At 64.3% G+C, this 25,832-nt stretch carries 27 protein-coding genes; 11 read left to right on the forward strand and 16 right to left on the reverse strand.

The window, feature by feature from the left end:
- The 3 genes from boxC to ACSHT2_RS18750 all read right to left on the reverse strand — a co-directional run bounded on the left by boxC (window position 1) and on the right by ACSHT2_RS18750 (window position 4,293).
- Window positions 1-1,689, reverse strand: coding sequence for a 2,3-epoxybenzoyl-CoA dihydrolase (boxC, locus tag ACSHT2_RS18740; RefSeq protein WP_440635649.1), 1,689 nt, complete (start codon window positions 1,687-1,689; stop codon window positions 1-3).
- Window positions 1,690-1,821: 132 nt separating this feature from the next.
- Window positions 1,822-2,643 (reverse strand): alpha/beta fold hydrolase, encoded by an 822-nt coding sequence (locus tag ACSHT2_RS18745; RefSeq protein WP_440635651.1) that lies wholly within the window; start codon window positions 2,641-2,643, stop codon window positions 1,822-1,824.
- Window positions 2,644-2,751: 108 nt separating this feature from the next.
- Window positions 2,752-4,293, reverse strand: a complete 1,542-nt coding sequence (locus tag ACSHT2_RS18750) for a benzoate-CoA ligase family protein (protein ID WP_440635653.1) — start codon at window positions 4,291-4,293, stop codon at window positions 2,752-2,754.
- 121 nt (window positions 4,294-4,414) lie between these two features.
- Between ACSHT2_RS18750 and ACSHT2_RS18755 the strand changes: the two genes are divergently transcribed.
- The 5 genes from ACSHT2_RS18755 to ACSHT2_RS18775 all read left to right on the forward strand — a co-directional run bounded on the left by ACSHT2_RS18755 (window position 4,415) and on the right by ACSHT2_RS18775 (window position 7,988).
- Entirely contained in the window at window positions 4,415-5,323 is a 909-nt protein-coding gene (locus ACSHT2_RS18755) for a helix-turn-helix transcriptional regulator (protein WP_028179034.1), read from the forward strand.
- Window positions 5,324-5,336: 13 nt separating this feature from the next.
- Entirely contained in the window at window positions 5,337-5,732 is a 396-nt protein-coding gene (locus ACSHT2_RS18760; RefSeq protein WP_440635655.1) for a group II truncated hemoglobin, read from the forward strand.
- Between the two features lie 106 nt (window positions 5,733-5,838).
- Window positions 5,839-6,534, forward strand: a complete 696-nt coding sequence (locus tag ACSHT2_RS18765) for a transglutaminase-like domain-containing protein (protein WP_440635657.1) — start codon at window positions 5,839-5,841, stop codon at window positions 6,532-6,534.
- 61 nt (window positions 6,535-6,595) lie between these two features.
- Complete coding sequence (locus ACSHT2_RS18770; RefSeq protein ID WP_440635659.1) at window positions 6,596-7,423, forward strand: helix-turn-helix domain-containing protein; 828 nt, start codon at window positions 6,596-6,598, stop codon at window positions 7,421-7,423.
- A 130-nt stretch (window positions 7,424-7,553) separates the two neighbouring features.
- Entirely contained in the window at window positions 7,554-7,988 is a 435-nt protein-coding gene (locus ACSHT2_RS18775) for a VOC family protein (RefSeq protein ID WP_440635661.1), read from the forward strand.
- Window positions 7,989-8,079: 91 nt separating this feature from the next.
- On the opposite strand, the gene ACSHT2_RS18780 is transcribed toward ACSHT2_RS18775, so the two are convergent.
- Together ACSHT2_RS18780 and ACSHT2_RS18785 are read right to left on the reverse strand one after the other, a co-directional pair.
- Complete coding sequence (locus ACSHT2_RS18780; RefSeq protein ID WP_440635662.1) at window positions 8,080-8,412, reverse strand: PRC-barrel domain-containing protein; 333 nt, start codon at window positions 8,410-8,412, stop codon at window positions 8,080-8,082.
- A 67-nt stretch (window positions 8,413-8,479) separates the two neighbouring features.
- The gene (locus ACSHT2_RS18785) at window positions 8,480-9,265 is read right to left on the reverse strand and encodes an IclR family transcriptional regulator domain-containing protein (RefSeq protein WP_440635664.1); all 786 of its coding nucleotides are present in this window, start codon (window positions 9,263-9,265) and stop codon (window positions 8,480-8,482) included.
- Window positions 9,266-9,376: 111 nt separating this feature from the next.
- Here ACSHT2_RS18785 and ACSHT2_RS18790 point away from each other — a divergent pair, with 111 nt between their 5' ends.
- The 3 genes from ACSHT2_RS18790 to ACSHT2_RS18800 all read left to right on the forward strand — a co-directional run bounded on the left by ACSHT2_RS18790 (window position 9,377) and on the right by ACSHT2_RS18800 (window position 13,046).
- Window positions 9,377-10,735: an aromatic ring-hydroxylating dioxygenase subunit alpha gene (locus ACSHT2_RS18790; RefSeq protein WP_440635666.1), complete on the forward strand. Its 1,359-nt coding sequence runs from the start codon at window positions 9,377-9,379 to the stop codon at window positions 10,733-10,735.
- 136 nt (window positions 10,736-10,871) lie between these two features.
- The gene (locus tag ACSHT2_RS18795; protein ID WP_440635667.1) at window positions 10,872-12,308 is read left to right on the forward strand and encodes a glutamine synthetase family protein; all 1,437 of its coding nucleotides are present in this window, start codon (window positions 10,872-10,874) and stop codon (window positions 12,306-12,308) included.
- 348 nt (window positions 12,309-12,656) lie between these two features.
- Complete coding sequence (locus ACSHT2_RS18800) at window positions 12,657-13,046, forward strand: hypothetical protein (RefSeq protein ID WP_440635669.1); 390 nt, start codon at window positions 12,657-12,659, stop codon at window positions 13,044-13,046.
- Window positions 13,047-13,250: 204 nt separating this feature from the next.
- On the opposite strand, the gene ACSHT2_RS18805 is transcribed toward ACSHT2_RS18800, so the two are convergent.
- The 7 genes from ACSHT2_RS18805 to ACSHT2_RS18835 all read right to left on the reverse strand — a co-directional run bounded on the left by ACSHT2_RS18805 (window position 13,251) and on the right by ACSHT2_RS18835 (window position 18,566).
- Window positions 13,251-13,964 (reverse strand): ABC transporter ATP-binding protein, encoded by a 714-nt coding sequence (locus ACSHT2_RS18805; protein ID WP_440635670.1) that lies wholly within the window; start codon window positions 13,962-13,964, stop codon window positions 13,251-13,253.
- Window positions 13,957-14,724: an ABC transporter ATP-binding protein gene (locus ACSHT2_RS18810; RefSeq protein WP_440635672.1), complete on the reverse strand. Its 768-nt coding sequence runs from the start codon at window positions 14,722-14,724 to the stop codon at window positions 13,957-13,959. The genes ACSHT2_RS18805 and ACSHT2_RS18810 overlap by 8 nt, the downstream gene beginning before the upstream one ends.
- Window positions 14,717-15,661: a branched-chain amino acid ABC transporter permease gene (locus tag ACSHT2_RS18815; RefSeq protein WP_440635674.1), complete on the reverse strand. Its 945-nt coding sequence runs from the start codon at window positions 15,659-15,661 to the stop codon at window positions 14,717-14,719. Before ACSHT2_RS18815 ends, ACSHT2_RS18810 begins: the two co-directional genes overlap by 8 nt.
- A complete protein-coding gene (locus ACSHT2_RS18820) occupies window positions 15,658-16,575 on the reverse strand; it encodes a branched-chain amino acid ABC transporter permease (RefSeq protein ID WP_036042790.1) in 918 nt (305 codons plus the stop codon). The genes ACSHT2_RS18815 and ACSHT2_RS18820 overlap by 4 nt, the downstream gene beginning before the upstream one ends.
- Before the next feature lie 301 nt (window positions 16,576-16,876).
- Entirely contained in the window at window positions 16,877-17,095 is a 219-nt protein-coding gene (locus tag ACSHT2_RS18825; protein WP_271527320.1) for a hypothetical protein, read from the reverse strand.
- Between the two features lies 1 nt (window position 17,096).
- Window positions 17,097-17,753 carry an acyl-homoserine-lactone synthase gene (locus tag ACSHT2_RS18830; protein ID WP_440635676.1) on the reverse strand — a complete coding sequence of 219 codons (657 nt, stop codon included), beginning with the start codon at window positions 17,751-17,753 and terminating at the stop codon, window positions 17,097-17,099.
- Window positions 17,754-17,837: 84 nt separating this feature from the next.
- Entirely contained in the window at window positions 17,838-18,566 is a 729-nt protein-coding gene (locus ACSHT2_RS18835; RefSeq protein WP_440635678.1) for a helix-turn-helix transcriptional regulator, read from the reverse strand.
- A 163-nt stretch (window positions 18,567-18,729) separates the two neighbouring features.
- On the opposite strand from ACSHT2_RS18835, the gene ACSHT2_RS18840 reads away from it, so the two are divergent.
- A complete protein-coding gene (locus ACSHT2_RS18840; RefSeq protein ID WP_440635680.1) occupies window positions 18,730-18,906 on the forward strand; it encodes a hypothetical protein in 177 nt (58 codons plus the stop codon).
- 388 nt (window positions 18,907-19,294) lie between these two features.
- Here the strand turns inward: ACSHT2_RS18840 and ACSHT2_RS18845 are convergent, their stop codons facing one another.
- Window positions 19,295-20,467, reverse strand: a complete 1,173-nt coding sequence (locus ACSHT2_RS18845) for an ABC transporter substrate-binding protein (RefSeq protein WP_124163881.1) — start codon at window positions 20,465-20,467, stop codon at window positions 19,295-19,297.
- A gap of 317 nt (window positions 20,468-20,784) precedes the next feature.
- Between ACSHT2_RS18845 and ACSHT2_RS18850 the strand changes: the two genes are divergently transcribed.
- A complete protein-coding gene (locus ACSHT2_RS18850; RefSeq protein ID WP_440635682.1) occupies window positions 20,785-22,050 on the forward strand; it encodes an NAD(P)/FAD-dependent oxidoreductase in 1,266 nt (421 codons plus the stop codon).
- A 160-nt stretch (window positions 22,051-22,210) separates the two neighbouring features.
- Here ACSHT2_RS18850 and ACSHT2_RS18855 read toward each other — a convergent pair whose 3' ends face one another.
- The 3 genes from ACSHT2_RS18855 to ACSHT2_RS18865 all read right to left on the reverse strand — a co-directional run bounded on the left by ACSHT2_RS18855 (window position 22,211) and on the right by ACSHT2_RS18865 (window position 25,039).
- Window positions 22,211-23,422, reverse strand: coding sequence for an ABC transporter substrate-binding protein (locus tag ACSHT2_RS18855; RefSeq protein WP_440642875.1), 1,212 nt, complete (start codon window positions 23,420-23,422; stop codon window positions 22,211-22,213).
- Window positions 23,423-23,483: 61 nt separating this feature from the next.
- Window positions 23,484-23,807, reverse strand: coding sequence for a 2Fe-2S iron-sulfur cluster-binding protein (locus ACSHT2_RS18860; RefSeq protein ID WP_440635684.1), 324 nt, complete (start codon window positions 23,805-23,807; stop codon window positions 23,484-23,486).
- A gap of 11 nt (window positions 23,808-23,818) precedes the next feature.
- The gene (locus ACSHT2_RS18865) at window positions 23,819-25,039 is read right to left on the reverse strand and encodes a cytochrome P450 (protein WP_440635686.1); all 1,221 of its coding nucleotides are present in this window, start codon (window positions 25,037-25,039) and stop codon (window positions 23,819-23,821) included.
- Window positions 25,040-25,122: 83 nt separating this feature from the next.
- Here ACSHT2_RS18865 and ACSHT2_RS18870 point away from each other — a divergent pair, with 83 nt between their 5' ends.
- Entirely contained in the window at window positions 25,123-25,629 is a 507-nt protein-coding gene (locus ACSHT2_RS18870) for a MarR family winged helix-turn-helix transcriptional regulator (RefSeq protein ID WP_440635688.1), read from the forward strand.
- The last annotated feature ends 203 nt before the right edge of the window (window positions 25,630-25,832 follow it).

Raw genomic sequence — 25,832 nt, forward strand, 5'->3', positions numbered from 1 at the left:
TCACACCCGCGTCATATCGAATTTCGGCTTCTGGCCGCTGCCGTAGCGGCGCAGCGCGCCTTCCTCGCCGACGGCGTTCGGACGCTGGAAGATCCAGTTCTGCCATGCGGTGAGACGCGAGAAGATCTTTGATTCCATCGTCTCGGGGCCGGCGAAGCGCAGGCTCGCTTCCATGCCGGTGAGGCTGTCGGGCGAAAAGCTGGCGCGCTCCTCGAGGAACACGCGGACCTCGTCGTCCCAGTCGATGTCGTCGAGCGCGAAGGTGACGAGGCCGAGCTCTTCGGCCTGCTCCGCGTCGAGCGCGGTGCCGAGAGTGGCTTCCGCGCGCTCCACATCGGACGGATCGGCCTGGAAGCGCGACTGCAGCCGCGTCAGGCCGTGGCTCATCGGATACGGGCCGAAATTCATCGCGGACAGCTCGATCGACGGCGGCGGACGGTTGTCGCCCTGGCGCGTGCCGATCAGCATGTAGGAGCGGTCGGCGGCGAAGACGAGCTCGGCCAGCGTGCCGGCAAAGCAGGAGCCGGGCTCGACCAGCGTCACCAGCGTGCGCGAGGTGACGTCGATACGCTTGAGCACGCGCTTCCAGTAGTGGCGGATTTCGTTGACCAGCCAGTGCGCCTTGTTGGCTTCGAGGAAAGCATCGCAAGCGAGCACATGGGCACGATCGCCGTGGCTCTTGAACACCAGCATGGCGATCTCGAGCTCGTTGATGCGCAGATGCAGGATGGCGTCATCGAGCTCGCGCGCGACCTGGAGCGGCCAGAACGACGCGCCCTGCGCCATCATGCCGTCGATGTCGGCCGGCGGCGCGGCCTCCGGCGCCTTGATCGAGATGGTGGCGATGCGGGCAGCGCGATCGATATCGACGGTGACGAAGCCGTAGCGGATGCTGTTTTCGTCGATGACGCGCTTGAGCGGCGCCAATGCGATGCCCTTGCCGCTGCCGGTGCGTTTCGAGGCTGCCGCGAATTCCTTGGCGCGCTCGGCGATTTTGGCTTCCAATTTGGAATTCGGCGCGATCTCATCGACGAGACGCCACTGCACCGCGCGCTTGCCCTTCACACCCTCCTCGATGGTGCAGAAAAAATCGGCGTGGTCGCGGCGCACCTTGCGCTTGTCGACCACACGCGTGAGACCGCCGGTGCCTGGCAGCACCGCGAGCAGCGGCACTTCGGGCAGTGCAACGGCGGACGATCCGTCATCGGCGAGAATGATGTGATCGGTCGCAAGCGCCAGCTCATAGCCGCCGCCGGCGGCGGAGCCGTTCACCACGGTGATGAAGCGCTGGCCGGAATTCTCCGAGGAGTCTTCCATGCCGTTGCGGGTCTCGTTGGTGAACTTGCAGAAATTGACCTTGTGAGCGTGGGTCGAGCCCGCCAGCATGCGGATATTGGCGCCGGCGCAGAACACGCGGTTCTTGGCCGAGCGCATCACCACGACCTTCACCTCGGGATGCTCGAAGCGCAGGCGCTGGAGCGCGTCGGCAAGCTCGATGTCGACGCCGAGGTCATAGGAGTTGAGCTTGAGCAGGTAGCCCTCGAACAGGCCGCCGTTCTCGTCGACATCCATGGTCAGCGTCGCAACGTCGCCTTCGACCGCGAGCTTCCAGTGCTTGTACCGGGACGGTTCGGTCTGGAAATCGATGAATGTCGCGCCGCCTGCAAGGCGCCGATCTTCCCCGGCCATGGGTCATCCCTGAGTTTGATTATGCGTTCTGGCTTGAGCGTTGGATGCACAATAGTGCATCTTTTTGGATGAGTCTAGCCCTCAGCAGCTATAGCATGCACTTTGTTTCATGGCCGCCACTCTCGGCCGCCATCACGCGGCGCGTCCTTGCAGGCCCTGATCGTCGCGAAGGGTCGCTCGTGCGAATTGCTCGATCGCCTCGAGCGTCGGCCCGGGCGCTTCACGATGCGGAGAATGTCCCGCGCCTGGAATGATCTTCGGATCGACCGGGCAGTAGCACTCTTCCTGCGCGATCTCGACCTGACGCAGGGTGCCGTATTGGTCGTCCGCGCCTTGCAGGACCATGATGGGGACGCGGATATAAGCCAGGTATTCCGAGATGTCCCAGTCGCGGAACTTCGGATCGAGCCAGGCGCCGTTCCAGCCATAGAAGGCGTTGTCGATGTTCTTGTGCCAGCGCGCCAGTTTTGCCTTGAGGTCCGTGGTCTCGAACGTCGTCTTGATCGCGGCGATGGATTTGATCGAGATGTCCTCGACGATGAAATGCGGCGCGATCAGCACGAGACCGTTCAGGCGATGATCCTGATGTGCCCCGGCATAGATCGTCGCGATCGAGGCGCCGTCAGAATGGCCGAGCAGGAGGCCCCGTTTGAAGCCGATCGCATCAAGCAGCTTCGGCAGCACGTCCAGCGCCTCGCGCTGCATGTAGTCGAGCGGCCGCGGCAGCGCGACCGGGCTGGACTGGCCGTAACCCGCGCGTGAATAGGCGAAAATGCCGGCGCCGGTGGCTTGCTGGAGCTTCTCCGGGAAGTCGCCCCAGAGGCCGACCGAGCCGAGACCTTCGTGCAGCATCACGATGGTCGGCGCGTCGGCGGCCTGCGGAGCGAGCCATTTGTATTCGAGGCTGGCGCCGTCGATGCTGAGGAAGCCGGTGGGGGTGAGGGTCATGTTCATTCGTCCTTCTCGGTCGTCATGCCCGGGCTTGACCCGGGCATCCATGTCGGTCGTCAATCTCGGCTGCGCGTGGATGGCCGGGTCAAACCCGGCCATGATGACCTATTGCTAGTTTGCGCCCTCCCGCAATTTGAACCGCTGGATCTTCCCCGTCGCGGTCTTGGGCAAGGACTCCACCACGTCGATCCAGCGCGGGTATTTCCATGGGCCGATCTTCTGCTTGACGTGTTCCTTGAGCGTCTCCTGCAAGTCCGTCGTTGTCGCGCCCGGCCGCAGCACGACGAAGGCCTTCGGCTTCAACAGCCCCTCCGGATCGGCCTCGGGCACCACGGCGGCTTCCAGCACGGCCGGATGCGTGATCAGTGCGCTCTCGACCTCGAACGGTGAGACCCAGATACCGGAGACCTTGAACATGTCGTCGGCGCGGCCGCAGAAGGTATAGCGGCCCTCCGAGTCGCGGACATATTTGTCGCCGGTGCGGGTCCATGGTCCCTCGAACGTGCGGCGGCTTTTGTGACGCTGGTTCCAATAGCCTTCGCCGGCGGACGGCGCGTCGACCAGGAGCTCGCCGACCTCGCCGTCGGCGACGTCCTGCCCGGCCTCGTTGACGAGCCGCACCGCATAGCCCGGCACCGGCTTGCCGGAGGAGCCGTATTTGATGTCGCCGGGCGCATTCGAGAGAAAGATGTGCAAGAGTTCGGTCGAGCCGACGCCGTCGAGGATGTCGACGCCGAAGCGCGCCTTCCAGCTGTTGCCGACCGATTCCGGCAGCGCCTCTCCGGCGGAGGTGCAGATGCGCAAACTCTTGCCGCAGCGCTCGCCTTTCATCGCCTCGTCGTTGAGCATCGCTGCGAACAGCGTCGGCACGCCGTAGAAGATCGAAGGATTGTAGCGGTTCATCAGGTCGAACATGCGCGCCGGCGTCGGACGCTCGCTGTTGAGGACGACGCTGGCGCCGACCGACATCGGGAAGGTCAGCGCGTTGCCGAGACCATAGGCGAAGAACAGTTTTGCCGCGGACAGACAGACATCGCTCTCGCGGATGCCGAGCACCTGCTTCGCATAGGTATCGGCGGTCGCCTGCAAGTTCGAATGCAGATGGCGCACGCCCTTTGGCATGCCGGTCGAGCCGGACGAGTACAGCCAGAACGCCGGCTCGTCCGGATGCGTCGCCGCGGTTGTGAACCGGTCGCTCTCGCCAGCGAGCTCCTCGGCGAGCTGCCTGTGGCCGTTCTGCTTGGCGCCGGAGACCACGACATGCTCGAGATCGGGCATGCGGCCGACGACGTCCTTGATGACGGGATAGAGCGCTTCGGACACGAACAGCACGCGTGCGCGGCAGTCGGCGAGGATGTAGGCGTATTGGTCGGCGGTCAAAAGCGTGTTGAGCGGCACCGGCACGACGCCGGCGCGGATCGCGCCCAGAAACACGATCGGGAAATCGACCGTATCCAGCATGATCATTGCCACGCGCTCCTCGCGGCGAACGCCAAGCCGGCGCAGCATGTTGGCGGCGCGCCGGGTCTCGCGCGAGAGCTCGCCATAGGTGAGCCGCGAGACGGTGTCGTCGAAGGCGAGCTTGCTGGCGCGGCCTTCCTCGACGTTACGGTCGAGCAGCCAGGTCACCGCGTTGTAGGATCCCTCGCTCACAGACATCTCCCCCGAATTTAGAATTATAATTCATAGAAAGACACCGCGGCGGCTTGCTGTCAATGCCATCAGGCATTATGTTTCATTAAAACGCGCCGCAGGACATCCGTAAAGAAGGAACATGACCGAAAGTCCCGACGCCGAATCCCGATTTCTTGAACAGCTCGGTCAGCGCGTGCGCACCATGCGCGCACTGCGCGGCATGTCGCGCAAGGTGCTCGCCAAGGTATCGGGGATTTCGGAGCGCTACATCGCGCAGCTCGAAAGCGGCAAGGGCAATGTCTCCATCGTGCTGCTGCGCCGCGTCTCGGACGCGATGGGCGCACACCTCGAAGATTTGCTCCCCTCGGCCGATCCGACGCCGGACTGGCAGATGTTTCGCGACCTCTTGCGCAAGGCGACGCCGGCGCAGATCGCGCAGGCCAAGGATCTGCTCGCCGGCGGCAGCGCCTCCGCGCCGCGGCGCGCGCCATTCTGCGGCATCGCGCTGATCGGCCTGCGCGGCGCCGGCAAGTCCACGCTCGGCAAGATCCTGGCGAAAAAGATCGGCTGGAGTTTCGTCGAGCTCAACAAGGAGGTCGAGCAGCAGAACGGCCTCTCGGTCGCCGAGATCATCGCGCTCTACGGCCAGGAAGGCTTTCGCCGCATGGAGCAGGCGGCGCTGCAACAGCTGCTTGCGCGCAACGAGCTGATGGTGCTGGCAACCGGCGGCGGCATCGTCTCCGAGCCGTTGACCTTCGACCAGGTCCTGACCTCGTTCTACACGATCTGGCTGAAGGCCGAGCCCGAGGAGCACATGGCTCGCGTCCGCCGCCAGGGCGATCTGCGCCCGATGGCGGACGATCGCTCCGCAATGGCGGAGCTGCGCAACATCCTGCTCAGCCGCGAGCCGCTGTATTCGCGCGCCACTGCGGTCGTGGACACGGCAGGACTGAGCGTCGATGCCGCTGCCGCGCGCTTGATCGACGCGGTGCGGCCCGTGCTGCAGAACGAAGCCCGCAGCTTCGGCCTGCGCAGCGTCGCGCTTTGAGCTCCGTCCTCGTATGACCAATATCGACGCGACCGTCTCCCTGTTCGATCGGATCGGCGGCAGCGCCACGATCGATCGTCTGGTCGACCGCTTCTACGAGCGCATGGACACGCTGCCGGAAGCGAAAGTCATCCGCGCCATGCATGCGGACGATCTCGGCCTGATCCGGGACGTCTTGAAGCGCTATCTCACCGAATGGACGGGCGGCCCGAAGCTCTATTCCCCCGAGAAGGGCCATCCGCGATTGCGGCAGCGGCACATCGGCTTTGCCATCGGCGATGCCGAGCGCGATGCGTGGATGCTCTGCATGCGTGGAGCGCTGGAGGAGACGGTGATTGATATCGCCGCGCGCCAGGATCTCGATCGCGCAATGTCGGGCCTCGCCGACTGGATGCGCAACCGGCCTTGATACGGCAGCGCCTCGACGCAAATCGAGGATGCGCCCATGCTCTCGCGCAATGCGCCATGCATTGCTTGAATTGAATTCCGGACAAATCGCCTGCTAAGCTATCGAGATGACCGACACCCTCCCCGATACCATCCGCCGTCTCTACACCGATCCCGGTGAGTACATCGACAGCGATCATCCCACGGTGCAACAATTCGCGAAAGACGCGGTGCGCGCGGATGCGAGCGCGCGCGAAAAGGCCAGCGTGCTCTACAAGGCGGTGCGCGACGGCATTCGCTATAACCCCTATGTCAGCATGCGCGTCGCCGAGACTTTTCGCGCATCGAGCGTCCTCGCCGCCGGTCAAGGCTATTGCGTCGGCAAGGCTGCGCTCTATGCGGCCGCCTGCCGCGTCCACGGCATTCCCGCCCGTGTCGGCTTTGCCGACGTGAAGAACCATCTCACCACCGAGAAGCTGCGCGCGAGCATGGGCACCGACATCTTCACCTGGCACGGCTTCACGGAAGTGTTCGTCGACGGCGCCTGGCGCAAGGCGACGCCGACGTTCAACGACACGCTCTGCGCCAAGGTCGGCGTGGCGCCGCTCGATTTCGACGGCCACACCGACGCGCTGCTGCACCCCTTCGACGGCGAAGGCCGTGCCTACATGCAATACGTCAACGACCGCGGCAGCTATCACGACGTCCCGGCAAAGTTCCTGATGCGCGAGATGGCACGTGACTATGCCAACATGCAGGGCGAGGATCTGTCCGGCCGCGACATGGAGCGTGAGGCGGAAGCGCGGCAGAGCACGGTGCCGTAGCGATACACCTGGACGGGCGCCGTCGCGACGCTATGCTGCGCGCGAACGAGCGAGACGCGCGATGGACGCACCTGCCGATGTCATCCGTCGATCTGCCTCCCCGCGCCTTGCGCGGCTGGTCTCCAGCATCTCGTTCTACCGCGAGCGCGGCCTCGGCCTGGCCGCCTTCCGCCACGCCGCGCCGCTTGCGCTTCCTCTGCTGGTGAACTTGGGAACGCCCTTCCGTATCGCGCTCGGGTACCAACCGGATGCTGCCGACGCTCGACCGAGTTTCGCGGCGGGACTCTTTCCCGGGCCGGTCCTGATCGAATCCGACGGCCGCGCCGAATGCGTTCAGGTCGATTTCACGCCGCTCGGGGCGTATCGCTTCTTCGGAGGAGCCGTGCCCGATCTGACCGCCCGCATGGTCGGCCTTGACGACATTCTGGGACGCGATGGTGAGAACCTCCGCGCCAGGGTGGCCGAGGCGGTCGGCTGGCAGCGACGATTCGAGATCGTGGAAGACTTCGTGCTTCGCCGCGCCGTCCACGAGCCTTCGCCAGCGGTAGCTTTCGCCCTGGAGACGCTCTGGGGACGCGCAGGCGCGATCAGGATCGCCGACATCGCCTCCGACATCGGCTGGAGCCGCAAGCATCTCACGCGTCGCTTCCACAACGAGATCGGCGTTCCGCCGAAGACGCTGGCCCAGATGCTGCGCTTTCATCGGGCCTGTGCGCTTGCCCGGACGGACGGCACAGGCGGCTGGGCCGCAATTGCAGCAGACGCCGGCTATGCCGACCAGGCGCATCTTGCTCGCGATTTCCGGATATTCAGCGGCGAGACGCCGACCGGATGGGCCGCGCGGCTCGATGTCGTCGATCTACGCCTGATGCGGGACGGCGGGGGCTAGCGCCAGGACAGCGCGAGGCAACGGTCAAGTCCCATTTGTTCAAGCCGGCCGCCATGATTCGAACTAGGGTCGGCGTCGCAACAAGCTTGCCAGGACTTGCGCCGAACTTGCACCGGACTTGGAGGGTTTCATGAACCAGCCGAACGGCTACGAAGCGCCGCGCCTCTACCACACGATGCGCTGCAAGGATGCGGAGGCGATGATCGCCTGGCTGAAGGACGTTCTCGGCTTCGCTGAACACTTGGTGTACCGCAAGGAGGGCACGATCATTCACGCCGAGCTGGCGTTCGGATCGTCGATCCTCATGCTGGGCGCGCATCGCGACGACGCCTACGCCAAGCGGGTTGGTGACATCAGCGGCCGGCGGACAGATGCCGTCTATCTGGCCGTTGATGATCCAGACGCGCTCTACGAGAAGGTGAAAGCCGCTGGCGCAAAGATCGAAATGGAGCCCTACACGACCGATTATGGCAGCCGCGATTTCGCCGCGCGCGATCCGGAGGGCGGCCTCTGGAGCTTTGGCACCTATTGGCCCAAAGTCGGCGAACAGCCGCTCGCCGGATAGCCGGACGATCACGTCAGACGCGGCTCGGCGGCCGCGGCTCGGGCCCAGGCCAGTCCGGTGCCGAGAGCGGGCTGCCAGGCCGGCTTACTCGCTAGACCGACCAGTAGTGCGGATGCGGGTAGGACCGCGAACGGTCGCCCCAGTCGAACGCATCGCCGTCGAACTCGCACGGGCCGCTACTGAGTTCGTCCAGCGTCAACTCGATCTGGAACGCCTCGCGCCTTGGGTCGTATTTCAGCGCGCTCCACTGGAGAGGGTAGTGATGATGGGTGCCAAGCAGTCCACCGGTCTTGATCACGGCATAGGCAACCATTCCACTGATCTTGTCGAGCATCAGCCGTTCGATCGTGCCGAGCTTCGTACCGTCGCGTCCATAGACGGCGACACGCTCCACGCGATCACTGGGAACCATGGTATGATGCATGGCGTCCTCCCTGTTCTCTCATGCCTCGATCCACTATAGCACCGGCTTCGAGACAACGGGAATGCAACTACAGAAGTTGCGACCGCAGCGACGTCGCCCCCTCCTGCAGCAACGGCAGGAAACGATCGATCAATTCCTGCGCCGGCACGCGATCGACATGGGCGCCCATGTTGACGGCGGCGACGATGACGCCGTCATAGCGGCGCACCGGAACCGAGATCGAGCGGAAATGCGGTTCGGCCTCCCGATCGACCAGCGAATAGCCCTGCGCGCGGTCGGCGCTGATGCGCGCGAGCAGCGCCTTGGGATCCGTCACCGTCTGCGGCGTCAGCGCCTCGCGCGTCATCGCGTTCAGCCGCGCGGCGAGCTCGGCATCGTCATGCTGACCGAGCATGGCGCGGCCAACCGAGGTACAGAAGGCCGGCAGGCGATAGCCGATCTCCAGGCCACCCGAGAAGACCCGCGTCGGACCGCCGCGGGCGATGAACACGACGTCGTCGCCGTCGAGCACGGCAAGCGAGGAGATCTCCTGCGCGGCGGTTGCGATGCGGTCGAGCACGGGTTGCAGCACCGCAACGAGCTGGTTTGAGCGCAGGTAAGACGCTGCCAGCGTCAGCACGTGCGGCGTCAGCGAGAACAGCTTTCCGTCACCGGCGACGAAGCCGCCGCGCTGGAGCGTGAACAGCATGCGCCGCGCTGTGGCGCGCGGAAGCTCCGCAGCCCGGGCGAGATCGCTCAACGTCATCGGCCCGGCCGTCGTGCCGAAGCACTGAAGCAGGCGCAGCCCGCGATCGAGGCTCTCGACAAAGTCCGTCGCGCGCTCCTCGCTCTCGTTTCGCTTCAGCTTGGGCATGGGTGAGGGACAATCCTGCAAAATAGTGCTTGCTGCCGTTCCAAGACATGTCATAATTCGCCCATTCGTTCAATAGGCGAACAAACGCCACTCCACAAGGATGCACGCGCCATGATGAGCCAGGAGCAGAACGACCTGATCACCCGCACCGGGCCGAAGGACCCCTGCGGCAAGCTGATGCGGAGCTATTGGCAGCCGGCGGCACTGGTCGACGAGTTGGAGGGGGCGCGGCCGATCCGTCCCGTAAAACTGCTCGGTGAGAATCTGGTGTTGTTCCGCGACGAGGCTGGACGTTACGGCCTGATCGACCGCCAGTGCGCGCATCGCGGCGCCGACCTCGCCTTCGGACGGCTCGAGCACGGCGGCCTGCGCTGCGCCTTTCACGGCTGGCTGTTCGACGCCACCGGCCAGTGCATCGATACGCCGGCCGAGCCGAAGGATTCGAAGCTCTGCCAGAATATCCGCCAGCGCTCCTACCCCGTGGTCGAGAAGAGCGGAATCCTGTGGGCCTATCTCGGCGAAGGCGAACCGCCGGCATTCCCCGAGATCGACTGTTTCGTCGCGCCCGGCACGCATACCTTTGCGTTCAAGGGCCACATGGCGTGCAACTGGCTGCAGGCGCTGGAGGTCGGCATCGATCCGGCGCACGCTTCCTATCTGCACCGCTTCTTCGAGGACGAGGACACGTCCACGGCGTACGGCAAGCAATTCCGCGGTGCCTCCGCCGGCAGCGATCTGCCGATGACGAAAATCCTGCGCGAATACGACCGCCCGATCATCAATGTCGAGCACACCGAATATGGTCTCAGGCTGATCGCGCTGCGCGAGATCGACGAGGAGCGGACGCATGTGCGCGTCACCAACCAGCTCTTCCCGCACGGCTTCGTCATCCCCATGAGCACGGAGATGACGATCACGCAATGGCACGTGCCGGTCGACGACGAGAACTGCTATTGGTACGCGATCTTCACCAGCTACACGAGCCCGGTCGACAAGCAGAAGATGCGCGACCAGCGGCTCGAGCTCTATGAGCTGCCGGACTACAAATCGCGCAAGAACCGCAGCAACGATTACGGTTTCGATCCGCACGAGCAGCAGACCGCGACCTATACCGGCATGGGCAACGACATCAACGTCCATGACCAGTGGGCGGTTGAATCGATGGGCGCGATCCAGGACCGCACCAAGGAGCATCTCGGCCAGAGCGACAAGGCGATCGTGCAATACCGCCGCCTGCTCCGCCAGGAGATCGAGAAGGTCTCCGGCGGCGAGAAGCCGATGCTGTTCCTGGACGAGGCCAATGCGCGCAGCATCCAGGGGCCGGCGACCATGGACGGCATCGGGCCGACGCGGGGCTGGGAGACCTATTGGATGGAGGTCGACGTCAAGCGCCGCCGCGGCGCGCCCTGGACCGCACCGGTGCCGAAGGAGATCGCTGGCAAGGTGCATCGGCTGACTGCGGCAGAGTGATTTTTGAAGCATCGTCATTCCGGGGCGATGCAATAGGATCGAACTATGGGGCGCACTTGCGCACCTGGGAATCTCGAGGTTCCGGGCCCGGTCCTTCGGACCATCCCGGAACGCCAGCTATCGGGGGAGTAGTCGAGTGACTTTCGTCGCGCGTCATAGGCTGTGGTCGGATGAGCAGAGGGACGCAGCTCAGCGCATGCGCCGCATCGTCGAGGAGAGGAGCCTCGAGGTCATCCGCCTCGCCTTCCCCGACCAGCACGGCATCTTGCGCGGCAAGACGATCGTCGCCTCCGAGGCGATCGCCTCGCTGGAGAGCGGCTGCTCCATCACCACGACCATGCTCGCCAAGGACACCTCGCACCGCACCGTATTCCCCGTGTTCACGGCGGGCGGCGGCTTCGGCATGAAGGAGATGGAGGGCGCCGCCGACGTGCTGATGGTCGCCGATCCCGCCACCTTTCGCGTCTTGCCCTGGGCGCCCACGACGGGCTGGGTGCTGTGCGATCTCTACTTCAACGATGGCCGCCCGGTGCCGTTCGCGACGCGCGGGCTGTACAAGCGCGTACTCGATGAACTCGGCGCACGCGGTTGCGACTTCATTGCGGGCCTCGAAGTGGAGTTCCACATCTTCAAGCTCGACGACCCGCATATGCGTGCCGAGGATGCCGGCCAGCCCGGCACGCCGCCCTCGGTCAGCCTGCTCAGCCACGGCTATCAATATCTCACCGAGCAGCGTTTCGATCAGATGGAGCCGGTGCTGGAGATTTTGCGGCGTGACATCGTAGCGCTCGGGCTTCCCTTGCGGTCGGTCGAGGTCGAGTTCGGCCCGAGTCAGTGCGAGTTCACCTTCGCGCCGAAGAAGGGGCTGGAGGCCGCCGACAACATGGTGCTGTTTCGTAGCGCCGTGAAGCAGATCGCGCGCCGCCACGGCTATCACGCCACCTTCATGTGCCGACCGAAACTGCCGAACATGTTCGCGAGCGGCTGGCACCTGCATCAGTCGATCGTCTCGCGTGCGAGCGGTGACAACCTGTTCATGGCGAAAGACGGCGGCGAACCCCTCAGCGCGTTTGGCAGGGCCTATCTCGCCGGCCTGCTCGATCACGCCCGCGCATCGACCGTGTTCACCACCCCGACCATCAACGGCTACAAGCGTTACCGCTCCTATTCGCTGGCCCCGGACCGTGCGATCTGGGGCCGCGACAATCGCGGCGTGATGATCCGCGTGCTGGGCGGGCCCAATGATGCCGCAACGCGCCTTGAGAACCGCATCGGCGAGCCCGCCGCCAATCCCTATCTCTACATGGCCTCGCAGATTCTCTCAGGGCTCGACGGCGTCGACCGCAAGCTCGATCCCGGCCCCTCGGCCGACACGCCCTACGAGACCAAAGCGCCGCCATTGCCGAAATCGCTGCGCGATGCGGTGACCGCGCTGAAGGATGACCCTTTCTTCCGCGAGAAGCTCGGGGCCGAATTCGTCGACTACTACACCCACATCAAGAACGCCGAGATCGATCGCTTCCTGTCCGAGGTGACCGACTGGGAGCATCGCGAGTATTTCGAGGTGTTCTGAGCAAGTCCGGCTCGATCCGGCACCGATGGCCTACTTCAGCCAGCTCGAACCGGTGCATTGCTTCACGCTCCCGTGAGGCGACTTCTTCCGGAATGTTCCGACGACATCGCGCCATTCCGGACGAAGCCATTTTCCTCATCCCGCGAAAACCGCCGGAAAGACACGCGGCCTATAACTGCGTTCCATGATCAACAGCGGAGTTAGGTCATGTGGGATCAATTTTTCAGCCTGATCTATCGCTTGTCCTGTCGGACCACCCTGATCGAGATCGGCATGCACCGCCTCCCACGTTAGTCGGCGCTGCAGGCGAATTGGGTAAGATAAATTGACCGGATGACGGGGATTGTCATGCGCAAGCTGATCCTGATCGCTGCGTTGCTGCTGCTCGCAACGGAGGTTCATGCCGGCGGTCCGCGGGGCCTGAGCCTGGCGGCGAGCGGCACGAGCCAACAGGCGGAGCAGCCGGCGACGACGCCACAGACCACCCAAGCCCCGCCGGCCCCGCAATCGACGAATGTGCAGACGGCGGCGACAGCGCCAACGTCAGCAGCGACTGCCACGACGGCTCCGGCGGCATCGACCGCGCCGGTCGCAGCAGCTCCCGCCTCTATATCGCCCGCCCGGCCCGCCGCCACACGGGAAGCAACCAAGACCGAGATCGCCAAGCCGAAGCGCCGGCAGTCGTCGACGGAGGCGCGGGTGATCCGCGAGCTGCACCGCCACGGGATCTATTGGTGATGACCGATGTCATCCCGGCGAAGGCCGGGACGCATTACCCCAAGGGGACGTCTGGCACCCAAGGGGACGTTTGGCGAAGACTCTTCACCCGGAACTGATACCGACCGCAGCCGATGGATCACGCGGTATGGGTCCTGGCCTTCGCCAGGACGACGCTGAACGTGAGGCACTGGCATTCCGCTCCTCACTTCGCCAGCGGAAGCGCTAGATTCCCAGATATTTGTGCTGCAGATCCGGCTCGGCCATGAGTTCGTCGGAAGTGCCGCTCCACACCGTCTTGCCGCGCTCGATGATGTAGTGGCGGTCGCAGATCCGGGCGAGATGGTCGACGTTCTTGTCGACGACCAGGATCGACTGTCCCCGGCTCTTGAGCAGCGACAGGCAGCTCCAGATTTCTTCGCGGATCAGCGGCGCAAGGCCCTCGGTTGCTTCGTCCAGAATGAGAAGCTTCGGGTTGGTCATCAATGCGCGGCCGATGGCGAGCATCTGCTGCTCGCCGCCGGAGAGCTGGTTGCCCATGTTGGAGGCGCGCTCGGCGAGGCGCGGAAACATCACGTAGATCGCCGCCAGCGTCCACGGATTGCTGCTACCGAAGCGGTCCGCAGCGGCCGCGACCAGGTTTTCGCGCACGGTGAGGTTCGGGAAGATTTGGCGTCCCTCGGGGACCAGGCCGACGCCGAGCTTCGCGATCCTGTACGAGGGAAGCTGCCTGATCTCGGCACCCGCAAAACGGATGCTGCCGGCGCGTGCCGGCGTCAAGCCCATGATCGAGCGGATGGTGGTGGTCTTGCCCATGCCGTTGCGGCCCATCAGCGAGACCATCTCGCCCGGCTTGATCGACAGCGACAGGCCGAACAGCACCTGGGACAGGCCGTAGCAGGTCTCGATGCCGTCGACGTCGAGCAGCGTATCAGCCATGATGCGTCACCACATGCTGATCGCCGAGATAGGCGCGCTTGACGTCCTCGTTCTGGCGGATCGCGGCCGGATCGCCGGAGGCGATGACGCGGCCATAGACCAGCACCGAGATGCGATCGGCGAGTGCGAACACCGCCGGCATGTCGTGCTCGACCAGCACGATCGACACTTCCTTGCGCAGCTCCTGGAGCAGCTTCACCATGCGCTGGGATTCGGTGACGCCGAGGCCGGCCATCGGCTCATCCAGCAGCAGCAATTTCGGCTTGCTCGCGAGCGCGACTGCCAGCTCGAGCTCGCGCCGCTCGCCATGGCTGAGCCTGTTCACCACGACGTCGGCGCGATGGGCGAGACCGACGCGATCGAGCGCCGCATGGGCGGCATCGCGCAGGCCCTTCTCCTTGCGCGCGTTGGCGAAGAAGCGGAACGACGTTCCGGCATGCGCCTGCGCCGCCAGCGCGACATTGTCGGCGGCGGTGAAATCGAGCAGCAGCGAGGTGATCTGGAACGAACGCGCGAGCCCGAGCGCGCAGCGGCGGTAGGCCGGCAGATAAGTGATGTCGCGGCCGCCGAGTAAAACGCTCCCGGAATGCGGGGAAAGATGCCCGGTGAGCTGGCTGATCAGCGTGGTCTTGCCGGCACCGTTAGGGCCGATGATCGCGTGCAGCTCGCCTGCCGCGACGTCGAGCGAGACGTGATCCGTCGCGATGATGCCGCCGAAGCGACGCACCAGCTTTTCGACGCGGAGCAAGGGTTCAGCCACGGCCAGCCCTCCCCAACGCGCCCATGATGCCGCCGCGGCCGAACAGGACGATCAGCAGCAGCAGCGGGCCCATGATCAGGGCCCAATATTCGGTGATCTGCGACAGGAACTCTTCGAGCAACAGGAACACGACGGCGCCCATGACGGGGCCGAACAGCGTTCCCATGCCGCCCAGGATCACCATCACCATGAGGTCGCCGGAACGCGTCCAGTACATCACGGCCGGGCTGATGAAATCGGTGTTGTTGGCGAGCAGCGCCCCGGCAAGGCCGCACATGGTGCCGGAGATGACAAAGCAGACCAGCTGGTAGCGCTTGGCCGGAAAGCCGATCGCCTGCATGCGCTGCTCGTTGGAACGCAAGCCCTGCAAGACGAGGCCGAAGCGCGAATTGACGATGCGCCAGATCAGGAAGATGACGCCGAACAGGCAGGCAAGGCAGAGATAGTAGAACTGCACCCGATTGCCGAGATCGATCAAGCCGGAGAAGTCGCTGCGCTTGTAGATGGTGAGGCCGTCGTCGCCGCCGTAACGCGCCAGCCCCGAGGCGACGTAGTAGGCCATCTGGGCGAAGGCAAGCGTGATCATGATGAAGTAGACGCCACGGGTGCGCAAGGAAAGCGCGCCGATCACGAGCGCGAAAGTCGCGGAGGCCGCGAGCGCGACCGGAAACTGGATGAAGCCGCTTCCGACGCCTTCCTGCGCGAGCATGCCTACGGCGTAGCCGCCGATGCCGAGATAGGCGGCGTGACCAAAGCTCATCATGCCGCCAAAACCCATGATGAGGTTGAGGCTCGCAGCCGCCAGCGCCAGGATGATGATGCGGGTGAACAGCGTCAGGATGAAGATGTTGCCGGAGAGCTGCGAATAGAGCGGCAGCAGCACGAGGCCCGCCAGCAAAAGGGCCGTGACGGCCTTGCTCACTGTGAAAGCCTTCATCGACGATTGGCCGGAAACAGCCCCTCCGGCCGCACCACCAGCACGATGGCCATCAGGAGGTAGATCAGCATGGACGACAGCGCCGGCGCGGCGGTGGAGGCAGCGGCGCCGCTCAGCACCTGCCGCAACAGGTTCGGCAGGAAGGCGCGGCCGAGCGTGTCGATCATGCCGACGAAGATCGCGGCGAGGAACGCGCCGCGAATCGAGCCGATGCCGCCGATCACGATGATGACGAAGGCGAGGATCAGGATGTTCTCGCCCATGCCGATCTGCACGGTGAGGATCGGCGCCTGCATCAGGCCGGCTAGGCCCGCGAGCGCGGCTCCCAAACCGAACACCAACGTGTAGAGCAGCTTGATGTTGATGCCGAGCGCACCGATCATCTCGCGATTGGAGGCGCCGGCCCGGATCAGCATGCCGATGCGGGTGCGCATCACGCCGAGATAGAGCAGGAGCGCGACCAGCAGCGCCACAACGATGATGGCGAGACGATAGGCGGGATAGTGAATGCCGGGCAGGATCGGCACCGGCACGGTGAGCCAGGCCGGCAGCGGGAGCGCAAGGCCGGCCGGCCCCCAGATCAGCCGCACGGCTTCGTTGAAGAACAGGATCAGGCCGAAGGTCGCGAGCACATGGTCGAGATGGTCGCGGCCATAGAGATGCCGCAGCGCCGTCACCTCCAGGACGATACCGAGCACCAGCGTGGCCCCTAACGCCATCAGCGCGCCGAGCAGGAAGCTGCCGGTCCAGGCCGCAAAGGTCGCGGCGAAATAGGCGCCCATCATATAGAGCGAGCCGTGCGCGAGGTTGACGAGATCCATGATCCCGAACACCAGCGTCAGGCCGGCGGCGAGCAGGAACAGCAGCAGGCCAAACTGCAATCCGTTCAAGAACTGTTCGACGACGAGCAGCATCAAGACTCTTTCAGGCGCACACAGCTTCGCGCCGATGTTCGAACAATGTCGCCATCAGTGAAAGAGCTCCCCCTGCCTCTTCAAGGCCGAAAAATGGGTAATGGCAGTATCGTTCCGAGGCAAGAGCGATTCGACACCAAACATGCACTTTGTTGCATGCCGATGCATGCGATCGAGATCGACCCTGCAAGAAGGCTGCCGTGCAGGCTGGGGCAACCTGCCGCACCCAAACGAGCACCCTCTCGCCGGCAGGCCGAAGAGAGGGTGCAAAATTCGTCGAAATGCAAGAAAGGGTTTAGGTCTAGTGCGACGTCATCCGCCGGGGAAGGTCGTCCGGTTCGGCGAGCGCGCTGTGGGCCGTCGAGGCCTCCAGCGCGGCCATCCGGAACAGATAGGCGAGCGTCGTCAGTCCGGTGTCCTCCGCCATCTGCGCCAGCTCGAGCGCCATGTCGGACATGTAGCCCAGATTCTCGTCCTTGATCTGCGCCATGATCTGGCTGTCCCGCATCATGTTCGACATCTCAGGCGCTCTTTAGTTGCGCGGCGAGGCCGCGGAGGTTGGCACGGGCGACGGCGTCCAGATGCGGCCCATCCTGACGCACGACCGATGCCATGCCAATACGGTCATGCAAAACATCGAGCGTCTCGCGACGAATGTCGATGGTCGCCGCCATGGTCCACGCGTTCTCCACCAGAGCCGGCAGACCCAGCGGGGTCACGACGAAGCCGGCCTCGTGGAAGCGCGGCAACCACCAAGTCTCCATGATCGCGCTGACCTGCGCGATTCCCTGGTCGAGACAGAACTCCTGCACCGCCGCCATCAGTTGCAGGTTGAGCGCGCCGTCGCGGCGATCACGCACGATGAAGTAGCGCGACCATTCCCAGACCAGCGGATCCGCGGGGCAGCCGCGAACCGAGGCCAGATGCGGGAACACCTCGCTCATCATCGAGGGCTTGGTGGTCGGGTAAAGCCGGTGACCGCCGACCACGCGCCGCCCTTCCAGCGCCAGCAGATAGATGGTGTCCTCGTCATCATAGGAATCGATCTCGCGGCCATCCGGCCTGCGCAGCGTGTCCCAACGCCGCTCCTCGACGAAGATCTCGTGACGCAGCCGGAAATGCTGCTCGATCACGTCTTCATACAGGCGGCGATTCGCCACTGAAATTGCGTGAATCATGAAAGCCCCCCATTCATCCTCAATGGGAGACAGAATCTGTGAAAACAGCCGGGTTCGGTACTGGGAAATTTCCCAGTACGGCGCTCAGGGATTGATGATCTTGTTCCGAATCGCCAGCGCCACCGCATGCGTCCGGTTGACGGCGCCAAGCCTTCGCGCGGCAGTTGCAAGATGCTCTTCGGCGGTGCGCTGCGTGATGTGCAGGATCTCGCCGATTTCCCAGGCCGACTTCCCCTGCGAGGCCCAGGCGATCACTTCCCGCTCGCGCGGGGTGAGCCGCGTCGACGGATGCGGCGCCGGCTCGAGCAGACGCCGGATGTGGTCGAAGCCATACATCGCCATCAGGTGCAGTGCCGGCTTGCTGCGGGGATTGAGGTCGAGATGGACGCCGCCGAGCGACACTGCGGCCTCATAGCCGGTCAGCCCGTGGATCGGCACGATGAAGCCGCGCGACATGCGAAACTCGCTGGCGCGATTCATCACCTCGGCTGCGTTCGGTTCGAGTTCGGCATCATAGGGCGCTTCCGACCACTCGAACGGATTGACCGATTGCCGACACAGCCGCACCACCGGATCGAAGCGATCGTAATTGTTCTCGGTGTAGAGGCTGAACCAAGCCGCCGGCCAGCGCTTGGCCAGCACCATCTGTGCAAATCGCTGGTCAGGATTCGGCAATCCCGTCACGATGATGGTTTCGAAGCCGAAGCGACCGAAGGCCAGTTCAAGCGCATTCATGGCTTCTGGTACCTTGCGGTAGACCTCCAGGCCTTCGATGAAGTCGAGCGCCTCCCGGCCATAATCTGCGGCGAACATCAGTGCGTTTCCTGACCTCACGCTCGCGTATAGCATGTATTTGGCGACGGCCTCAATTCGCTGCTCCGTAGTTTACCGGTGCCTGTCTGCTCGAAGAGCTAATCTACTTGTGGAAGAGGTGGCCTCAAGATACAGCTGTGACCTACGAAGAGGGAAAACCACGATGGAAGACGAGAACATCGCCCTCAACAGCGTGCTCGGCCTGGAATTGAACCGCGTGTTTTTCGCCGTCCGCGAAGCGGCAAACAAGCAGAGGATCATCGAGTTTGCGCGCGAGGTGCTGCAAAGCGAGCGCGAGGAATTGGCCGAGAGCGTATTGCCCGAAGGGCCGGCGAGCTAGAACGCAGTTGCAGAAAATGACGCCGATGCAACAGATCGTGCGACGACGCTGGAGAGCGGGTTCGACCAGCGAACGCCATTAGCGGCGATGTGCGCGGAGAGAACTCCTCACCCGTCTCGCCCGCCCAAGCGGAATGGCTTTAGGTTGAATCGATTGCCGCGGCTCCTTCACCTCTCCCGCTTTGCGGGAGAGGTCGGCGCGAAGTGCCGGGTGAGGGCTTCTTCCTCTTGGGGATTGTCCCAGAGCGGAAATACCCTCTCCCGCGCGCGGGAGAGGGAGTGGGCACCTCTGTCGTTGCAGCGATAAAGCCTCATCTCACCACTTGAGCGGCCACCCTCTCCCACAAGACAAGTGAGGAAGGGGCAGCTTGCTCGTGGTTACGATCGACTCACTTCATCTTGCACTTGTCGTGGAAGCGATCCTGGTTGTTCTCGACGATGGTGGCGACGGTCTTCAGCGCGAGCTGGCCATCGGCATCCTTGACCACGTCCTGAAGGTAGAAGCTCTGCACCGGGATGTGGTTATTGCCGAACTTGAACGCGCCGCGCACCGACTTGAAGTTGGCCTTCTCCATCTCGGCCTTCATCGCGTCCTTCTTGCTGGTGTCGCCCTTCACCGCGACCACCGCGCTGTTGATGAGCTGGGCGGCATCATAGGATTGCGCGCCGTAATAGGTCGGGCGCAGGCCGGGGTACTTCTTGCGGTAGTCGGCGACGAAGCGCTTGTTCTGCTCGTTGGGGAGATCGTTGACCCATTCCTGTGCGCCGGGAACACCGAGCGCGTTCTCCTTCTGGAGCGGCAGCGACAGTTCGTCGATGGTGAAGGCGGTGTAGAGCGGCATCGTGCTCTTCAGGCCGGCCTGGGCATATTGGTTGAGGAACTGCACGCCGGCGGCGCCCGGGTAGAACACGAAGATCGACTCGGCGCCAGAGGCGCGCGCCTTGGAGAGCTCGGCGGAGAAGTCGAGCTGGCTCGGCCAGACCGTGTACTCCTCGCCCTTGACCTCGCCCTTGAACGTGCTCTTGAGGCCCGCGAGCATATCCTTGCCGGCCGCGTAGTTCGGCCCGATCAGGAACACGCTCTTGACGCCCTTCTGGTTCATGTAGAGGCCCATGGCCTGCGGCGTCTGGTCGTTCTGCCAGGAGGTCGAGAACACGTAGGGCGAGCACAGTTCGCCCGCGAGCTGCGACGGGCCGGCATTGGCCGAGATAAGGAAGGTCTGCGAATCCACCGCGGTCTTCAGCGAGGCCAGCAGCACGTTCGACCAGATATAGCCGACGATGAAGTCGACCTTGTCGGATTGCACCAGCTTCTCGGTCTTCTGCTTGCCGACGTCGGGCTTCTGCCCGTCATCCTCGTAAATCACCTCGACCGGCTTGCCGTCCATCTTGCGTCCGAGATGATCGAGCGCGAGCTCGAAGGAATTGCGCATGTCGTTGCCGATCACGGCGGTCGGGCCGCTGAAGGTCGAGACGAAACCGATCTTGATGGTGTCGCCGGCGAATGCCTGATTTGCCAGCACCAGCGCCGCTGCGCCCGCCAGCCAAAATGCCGTCCTCATAACCACTCCCTCCTTATTATCGGTCCCGGAAACGGGGTGATCGCCGCTCCAAGCCTGTCTCTATTGAACGCAAAATCTGTCGAGCCGCCAATGGCTCAGCGTCCACCCTGCACCATATTTCGCCTCAATCGGCGATGGCAAGAAATATAATTCTGCTCGCTTCGGCCGAGGCCGGCCCAGGGCGGGCGGGGCTGCGGCGCTTTTTCGCGCCCGATCGATACATCAGGCCTATGTGGCGATTGATGACGACTATTGGACCTCGGCGCCCAATCCGCACTTAAATGAAGGTGAGCAGCAGCGAGATTCGAGGGTGCATCATGGCCGCAAATCCCCATCGTGTCGTCATCGTCGGCGCCGGCTTCGGCGGGCTGGAAGCGACCTACCGGCTTGCGGGCGCGCCGGTCGAGATCACCCTGATCGACCGTCGCAATCATCATCTGTTCCAGCCGCTGCTCTACCAGGTCGCGACCGCCTCACTCGCGACCAGCGAGATCGCCTGGCCAATTCGCCATCTCATGCGCGATCGCCGCGAGGTGACGACGCTGTTTGCCACCGTGAGCGGGGTCGACATGGCACGTCGCTGCGTGCTGATCGACGATGGCAGCGAGGTGCCCTACGACACGCTGGTGCTCGCCACCGGCGCGCGGCACGCCTATTTCGGCCACGACGAATGGGAGCAGTTCGCGCCCGGCCTGAAAACGCTGGAGGATGCGACCACGCTGCGCCGGCACATTCTGGTGGCGTTCGAGCGCGCCGAGCGCGAGACCGATCCGGAGAGGCGCGCGGCGCGGCTGACCTTCGTCATCGTCGGGGCCGGCCCGACCGGCGTCGAGCTCGCCGGCACCATCGCCGAGATGGCGCATCACACCCTGCCCGGCGATTTCCGCAACATCGACACGCACAAGGCGCGCGTCGTGCTGATCGAGGCGGGCCCGCGCGTGCTCGCAGGATTTCCCGACGACCTCTCGGCCTATGCCCAGGCCTCGCTGGAAAAGATCGGCGTCGAGGTCGTGCTCGGCCAGGCCGTCACCGAGATCAATCGCGAGGGCGTCGTGTTCGGCGGCAAGCTGCTCGAGGCGAAGACCAGAATCTGGGCCGCCGGCGTGCGCGCTTCGCCCGCGGCCGAATGGCTGGGCGCCCCCAGCGACCGCGCCGGGCGCGTGCAGGTCGAAGCCGACCTCACCATTCCCGGCCATCCCGAGATCTTTGCGATCGGCGACACCGTCAGCATCAACGCCTGGAACGGCAAGCCGGTGCCCGGCATCGCACCGGCCGCCAAGCAGCAGGGCCGCCACGTCGCCGAGACCATCAAGGCACGCCTGCGCGGCGCTGCGACCGGCCCGTTCCGCTACAAGCATGCCGGCAGCCTCGCCCAGATCGGCAAGCGCCTGGCAGTGATCGATTTCGGCCGCATCAAGCTGCGCGGTGCTATCGCATGGTGGATCTGGGGCATCGCCCACATCTACTTCCTGATCGGCCTGCGCCACCGCCTCAGCGTCGCGCTGAGCTGGCTCTGGATCTACTCCCGCGATCAGCGCGCGGCGCGGTTGATCACGCAGGGTAGCAGCAAGGTCGTGGGGTGAGACTGTTCTCGCGTCCCGGACGCGGCGCGGCATGTCCCGGCGATGCGAAGCATCGTCCGGTGTGACGCGACGCAGAGCCGGGATCAGAAGCGGTGTGCCCCGGCTCTGCGGCGCAACGCTTCGCGCTGCACCGCGTCCGGGGCACGAGACCATTCATTTTCTACTTCACCAGCTCACATCCGCCTTCCGTCAGCGGACGGAACGCCTGCTCGGCGGGAATCGTCGAGACCAGCTTGTAGTAGTCATATGGATATTTCGACTCCTCCGGCTTCTTCACCTCGAACAGGTACATGGGGTGCACGACGCGGCCGTCCTGGCGGATCGTGGTGTCGCCGAACAGCTTGTCCTTGCCCCTGAACTTCTTCATCTCGGGCACGGCGTTCCTGGCATTGTCGCTGCCGGTTGCTGCGACCGCATTGAGATAGGCGAGCGTGGAGGCGTAAACACCGGCCTGATTGCCGCTCGGCATCTTGCCGTTCATGCCTGGGCGCGCGGCAAACCGTTTTGCGAACGCGCGGGTGTCGTCGTTCATGTCCCAGTAAAAGGCTTCCATGAGCTGGAGACCCTGGGCGACCTTGATGCCCATGCCGTGGATGTCGTTGATGAAGAGCAGAAACGCGACGAGCTTCTGGCCGCTCTGCTGGATGCCGAACTCCGCGGCCTGCTTCACCGCATTGATGGTGTCGCCGCCGGCATTGGCAAGTCCGATCACCTGCGCCTTCGAGCTCTGCGCCTGCAACAGGAAGGACGCGAAATCGGAGGTGCCGAGCGGATGCTTCGAGGACCCGAGCACCTTGCCGCCGTGACCTTCGATGTATTTCTGCGCCTCCGCCTCGATGCCCTTGCCCAGGGCATAGTCGACCGTCAGGAAATACCAGTCCTTGCCACCGCGCGACATCATCGCGGCCGCCGTCGTGTTGCCGGTTGCCCAGGCGTCATTGACCCATTGGATGGTGTTGGGCGAGCAGGCCTTGCCGGTGAGATCCGAGCTTGCGGTCGAGGATGCCAGGAACGTCATGCGGCTGTCGCGCAAGAGCGCGTTGATCGAGAGGCCGACCGCCGAGTTCGGCACGTCGACGATGGCATCGATGCCTTCGACATCGAGCCATTTGCGCGCGATGGCATTGCCGACGTCGGCCTTGTTCTGGTGGTCGGCATAGACGATCTCGACCTTGATGCCCTTGCCGCCGCCGTTGAAATCCTCCGCGGCCATGCGCGCGGCCTCGACCGAGCCCATGCCGTTGGTGTCCTGGAAGATGCCGGAGATGTCGTTGAGCACGCCGACGCGCACGACATTGTCCGATATCTGGGCGCTTGCGGCGCCGGTTGCCAGGCTCGCAGCCAGCGCGAGCGTCCACTTCAGACGTTTCATCATTCCCTCCCCTGTTGGATCGATTGCCGCGCCGGTCGATGCCGGCGCGTTTGAGAAAAAATCAGACCTGCCGTTCGGGCAGTCTCAGCACGAGCCCATCGAGTGCGGGCGTGATCTTGATCTGGCAGGACAGCCGGCTGTTCGGCAGCCGCTCGCTCGCGGTACCGTCGAGCAGCGCATCCTCGTCATCCGCCATGTCAGGCAGGCGCGCGAGCCAGCTATCATCGACGTAGACGTGGCAGGTTGCACACATGGCGTTGCCCCCGCATTCGGCCAGAATGCCGTCGAGCCCGTGGCGGGTCGCGGCCTGCATGGCGCTCTCGCCGTCGCTTGTCTCGACACGGTCGGATGTCCCGTCGGGATGGATGATGGTGATGGCGGGCATGAGACTCCTCGTCAGGCCGGAGTGACGGTGACAGGCAGGCTGTCGAGCCCGCGCAGCGTGTTGTTGAAGCGGCGCTTCGGCTCGCCTGCGATCTCGATCTTGGCGATACGACGCGCCAGCGCCGTCAGCATCACCTCGCCTTCGAGGCGGGCGACAAGCTGACCGACGCACATGTGGATGCCGGAGCCGAAGCCGACATGGCCGGAGGTGCGGCGGGTGATGTCGTAGCTGTCGGGCTTGTCCCAGCGGCGAGGATCGCGATTGGCGGCGGCGAGGAACATCAGCACCTTCTCGCCCTCGCCGATCCGCGCGCCGGAGAGCTCGACATCGCGCGTGGTGGTGCGGAAGAAGGTCTGCACCGGACTTTCGAAGCGCACGGCTTCCTCGAAGGCGCCGCGCGCGAGCGTGAGGTCCTCGCGCAGGCGCTGCCATTGATCCGGGAAGCGCGCGAGACAATAGACCGCGGCGCCGATGCCGTTCACGGTGGTGTCGAGACCGGCCGACAGCAGCGAGCGGACCAGGAGCGGCGCTTCGGTCGCGGTGATAGCGCCTTCGTCGACCTGCGCATGAATGCAGGCCCCAAAGCCACCCGGCGCCAGGTTCTCGCGCTGGCACTGCTCGGCGACATAGGCCTGGTGCGGTGCCGAGCGTTCGATCGCCTCCTGGCGCAACTGGTTGGGCGGACCGAAGGCGTTGAACACGACACCCGCATAGGGAATCAGATGCTCGCGCCCCTCCGGCTTCAGGCCGAGCGCATCGGGAAAGATCGAGAGCGGATAGGCTTCCGCAAGATCCGTGATCGCATCGAAGCTGCGCTTGTCCAGCAGCACGTCCACACGCTTGTCCGCCGCCGCGGCAAAGCGATCACGGACCTGCTTCATCACCGTCGGCGACAACACTTTTGACAGCACGGCACGGGTGCGGGTGTGTGCGGGCGGATCGGCCTCGAGGATCAGGCTCGGCGGCCGCCACGGCGTCTCCTTCTTGAAATCGGAGAGGCCGACGCCGCGGCTGGAGCAGAAGGTCGCGGGATCGTTCAGCACGGCATGGACCTCGGCATAGCGCGCCACGCCATAAACGTTCCACTTGTCGAGATAGACCACGGGCCCCGCGTCTCGCAGCAACTCATGCGCGGGATAGGGGTCGGCAAGGAACTTCATGTCGAAGGGATCGACGTCGAGATGCGGGACAGCCGCAGAGCCCGTCGGTACAGCGGAGCCGGATGCGGTCATGGAAGACCTCCCTCATTTTGATCTTGTGAAAGGGCTGCGCATGCCCTTAGTTCAGCGGACCCGCCGCGAGTCAGAAACCCGATATGCCGCCGTCTTCGACCAGAGTCCGCCAAAAGCCAGCGCCCACGGATGTGGGGCCGACGCTCGATCTCGACCGTTACGTCCCGGCGTTCATCACCTTCATCGCCAACAAGCTCTCGAACAGCGCGACCGCGTTCTATCAGAAGCAGTTCGGCGTCAACGTCACGGAATGGCGGATCATGTCGCTGCTGGCGATCGAGCCCGGCATCCCGGCCTCGCGCATCTGCCACGTCATCGGCTTCGACAAGGGCCCGGTGAGCCGGACGCTCACGGGGCTGGAGAAGCGCGGGCTGGTGTCGATCCGCACCGATCCGAACGACGGCCGCACCCATTCGATCTCGCTGACGACGAGGGGCCGCGCCACCCACGACAAGGTGATCGTCGCCGCGTTCGAACGAGAGCGGCGCCTGCTGTCCTGCCTCAGCAAGGACGAGCGCGAGGTGCTGATCGACCTGCTGCGCCGGCTGCACGAAAATCTCGGCGCGGTGACCGGCAACACTGAGGACTGACAGGCCCGGCAACAGGGACCATCTTCCGTCATGCCCAGGCATGCGCCGGCGTTTGCCGACGGCACCATCTCTGCCGCGCATTGTTTCCTCCAGGATCAGACGCAGCGGTTCGCCCGCCGTCATCCTTGCCTGGAACGGTTCGCACAAATTAGTTGCCTAGGCAACAAAAAAATCGGCAAGATAATGCTGCTGGGTTGCTGGCC

This window comes from Bradyrhizobium sp. PUT101, assembly GCF_052043945.1.
Lineage (GTDB): Bacteria > Pseudomonadota > Alphaproteobacteria > Rhizobiales > Xanthobacteraceae > Bradyrhizobium.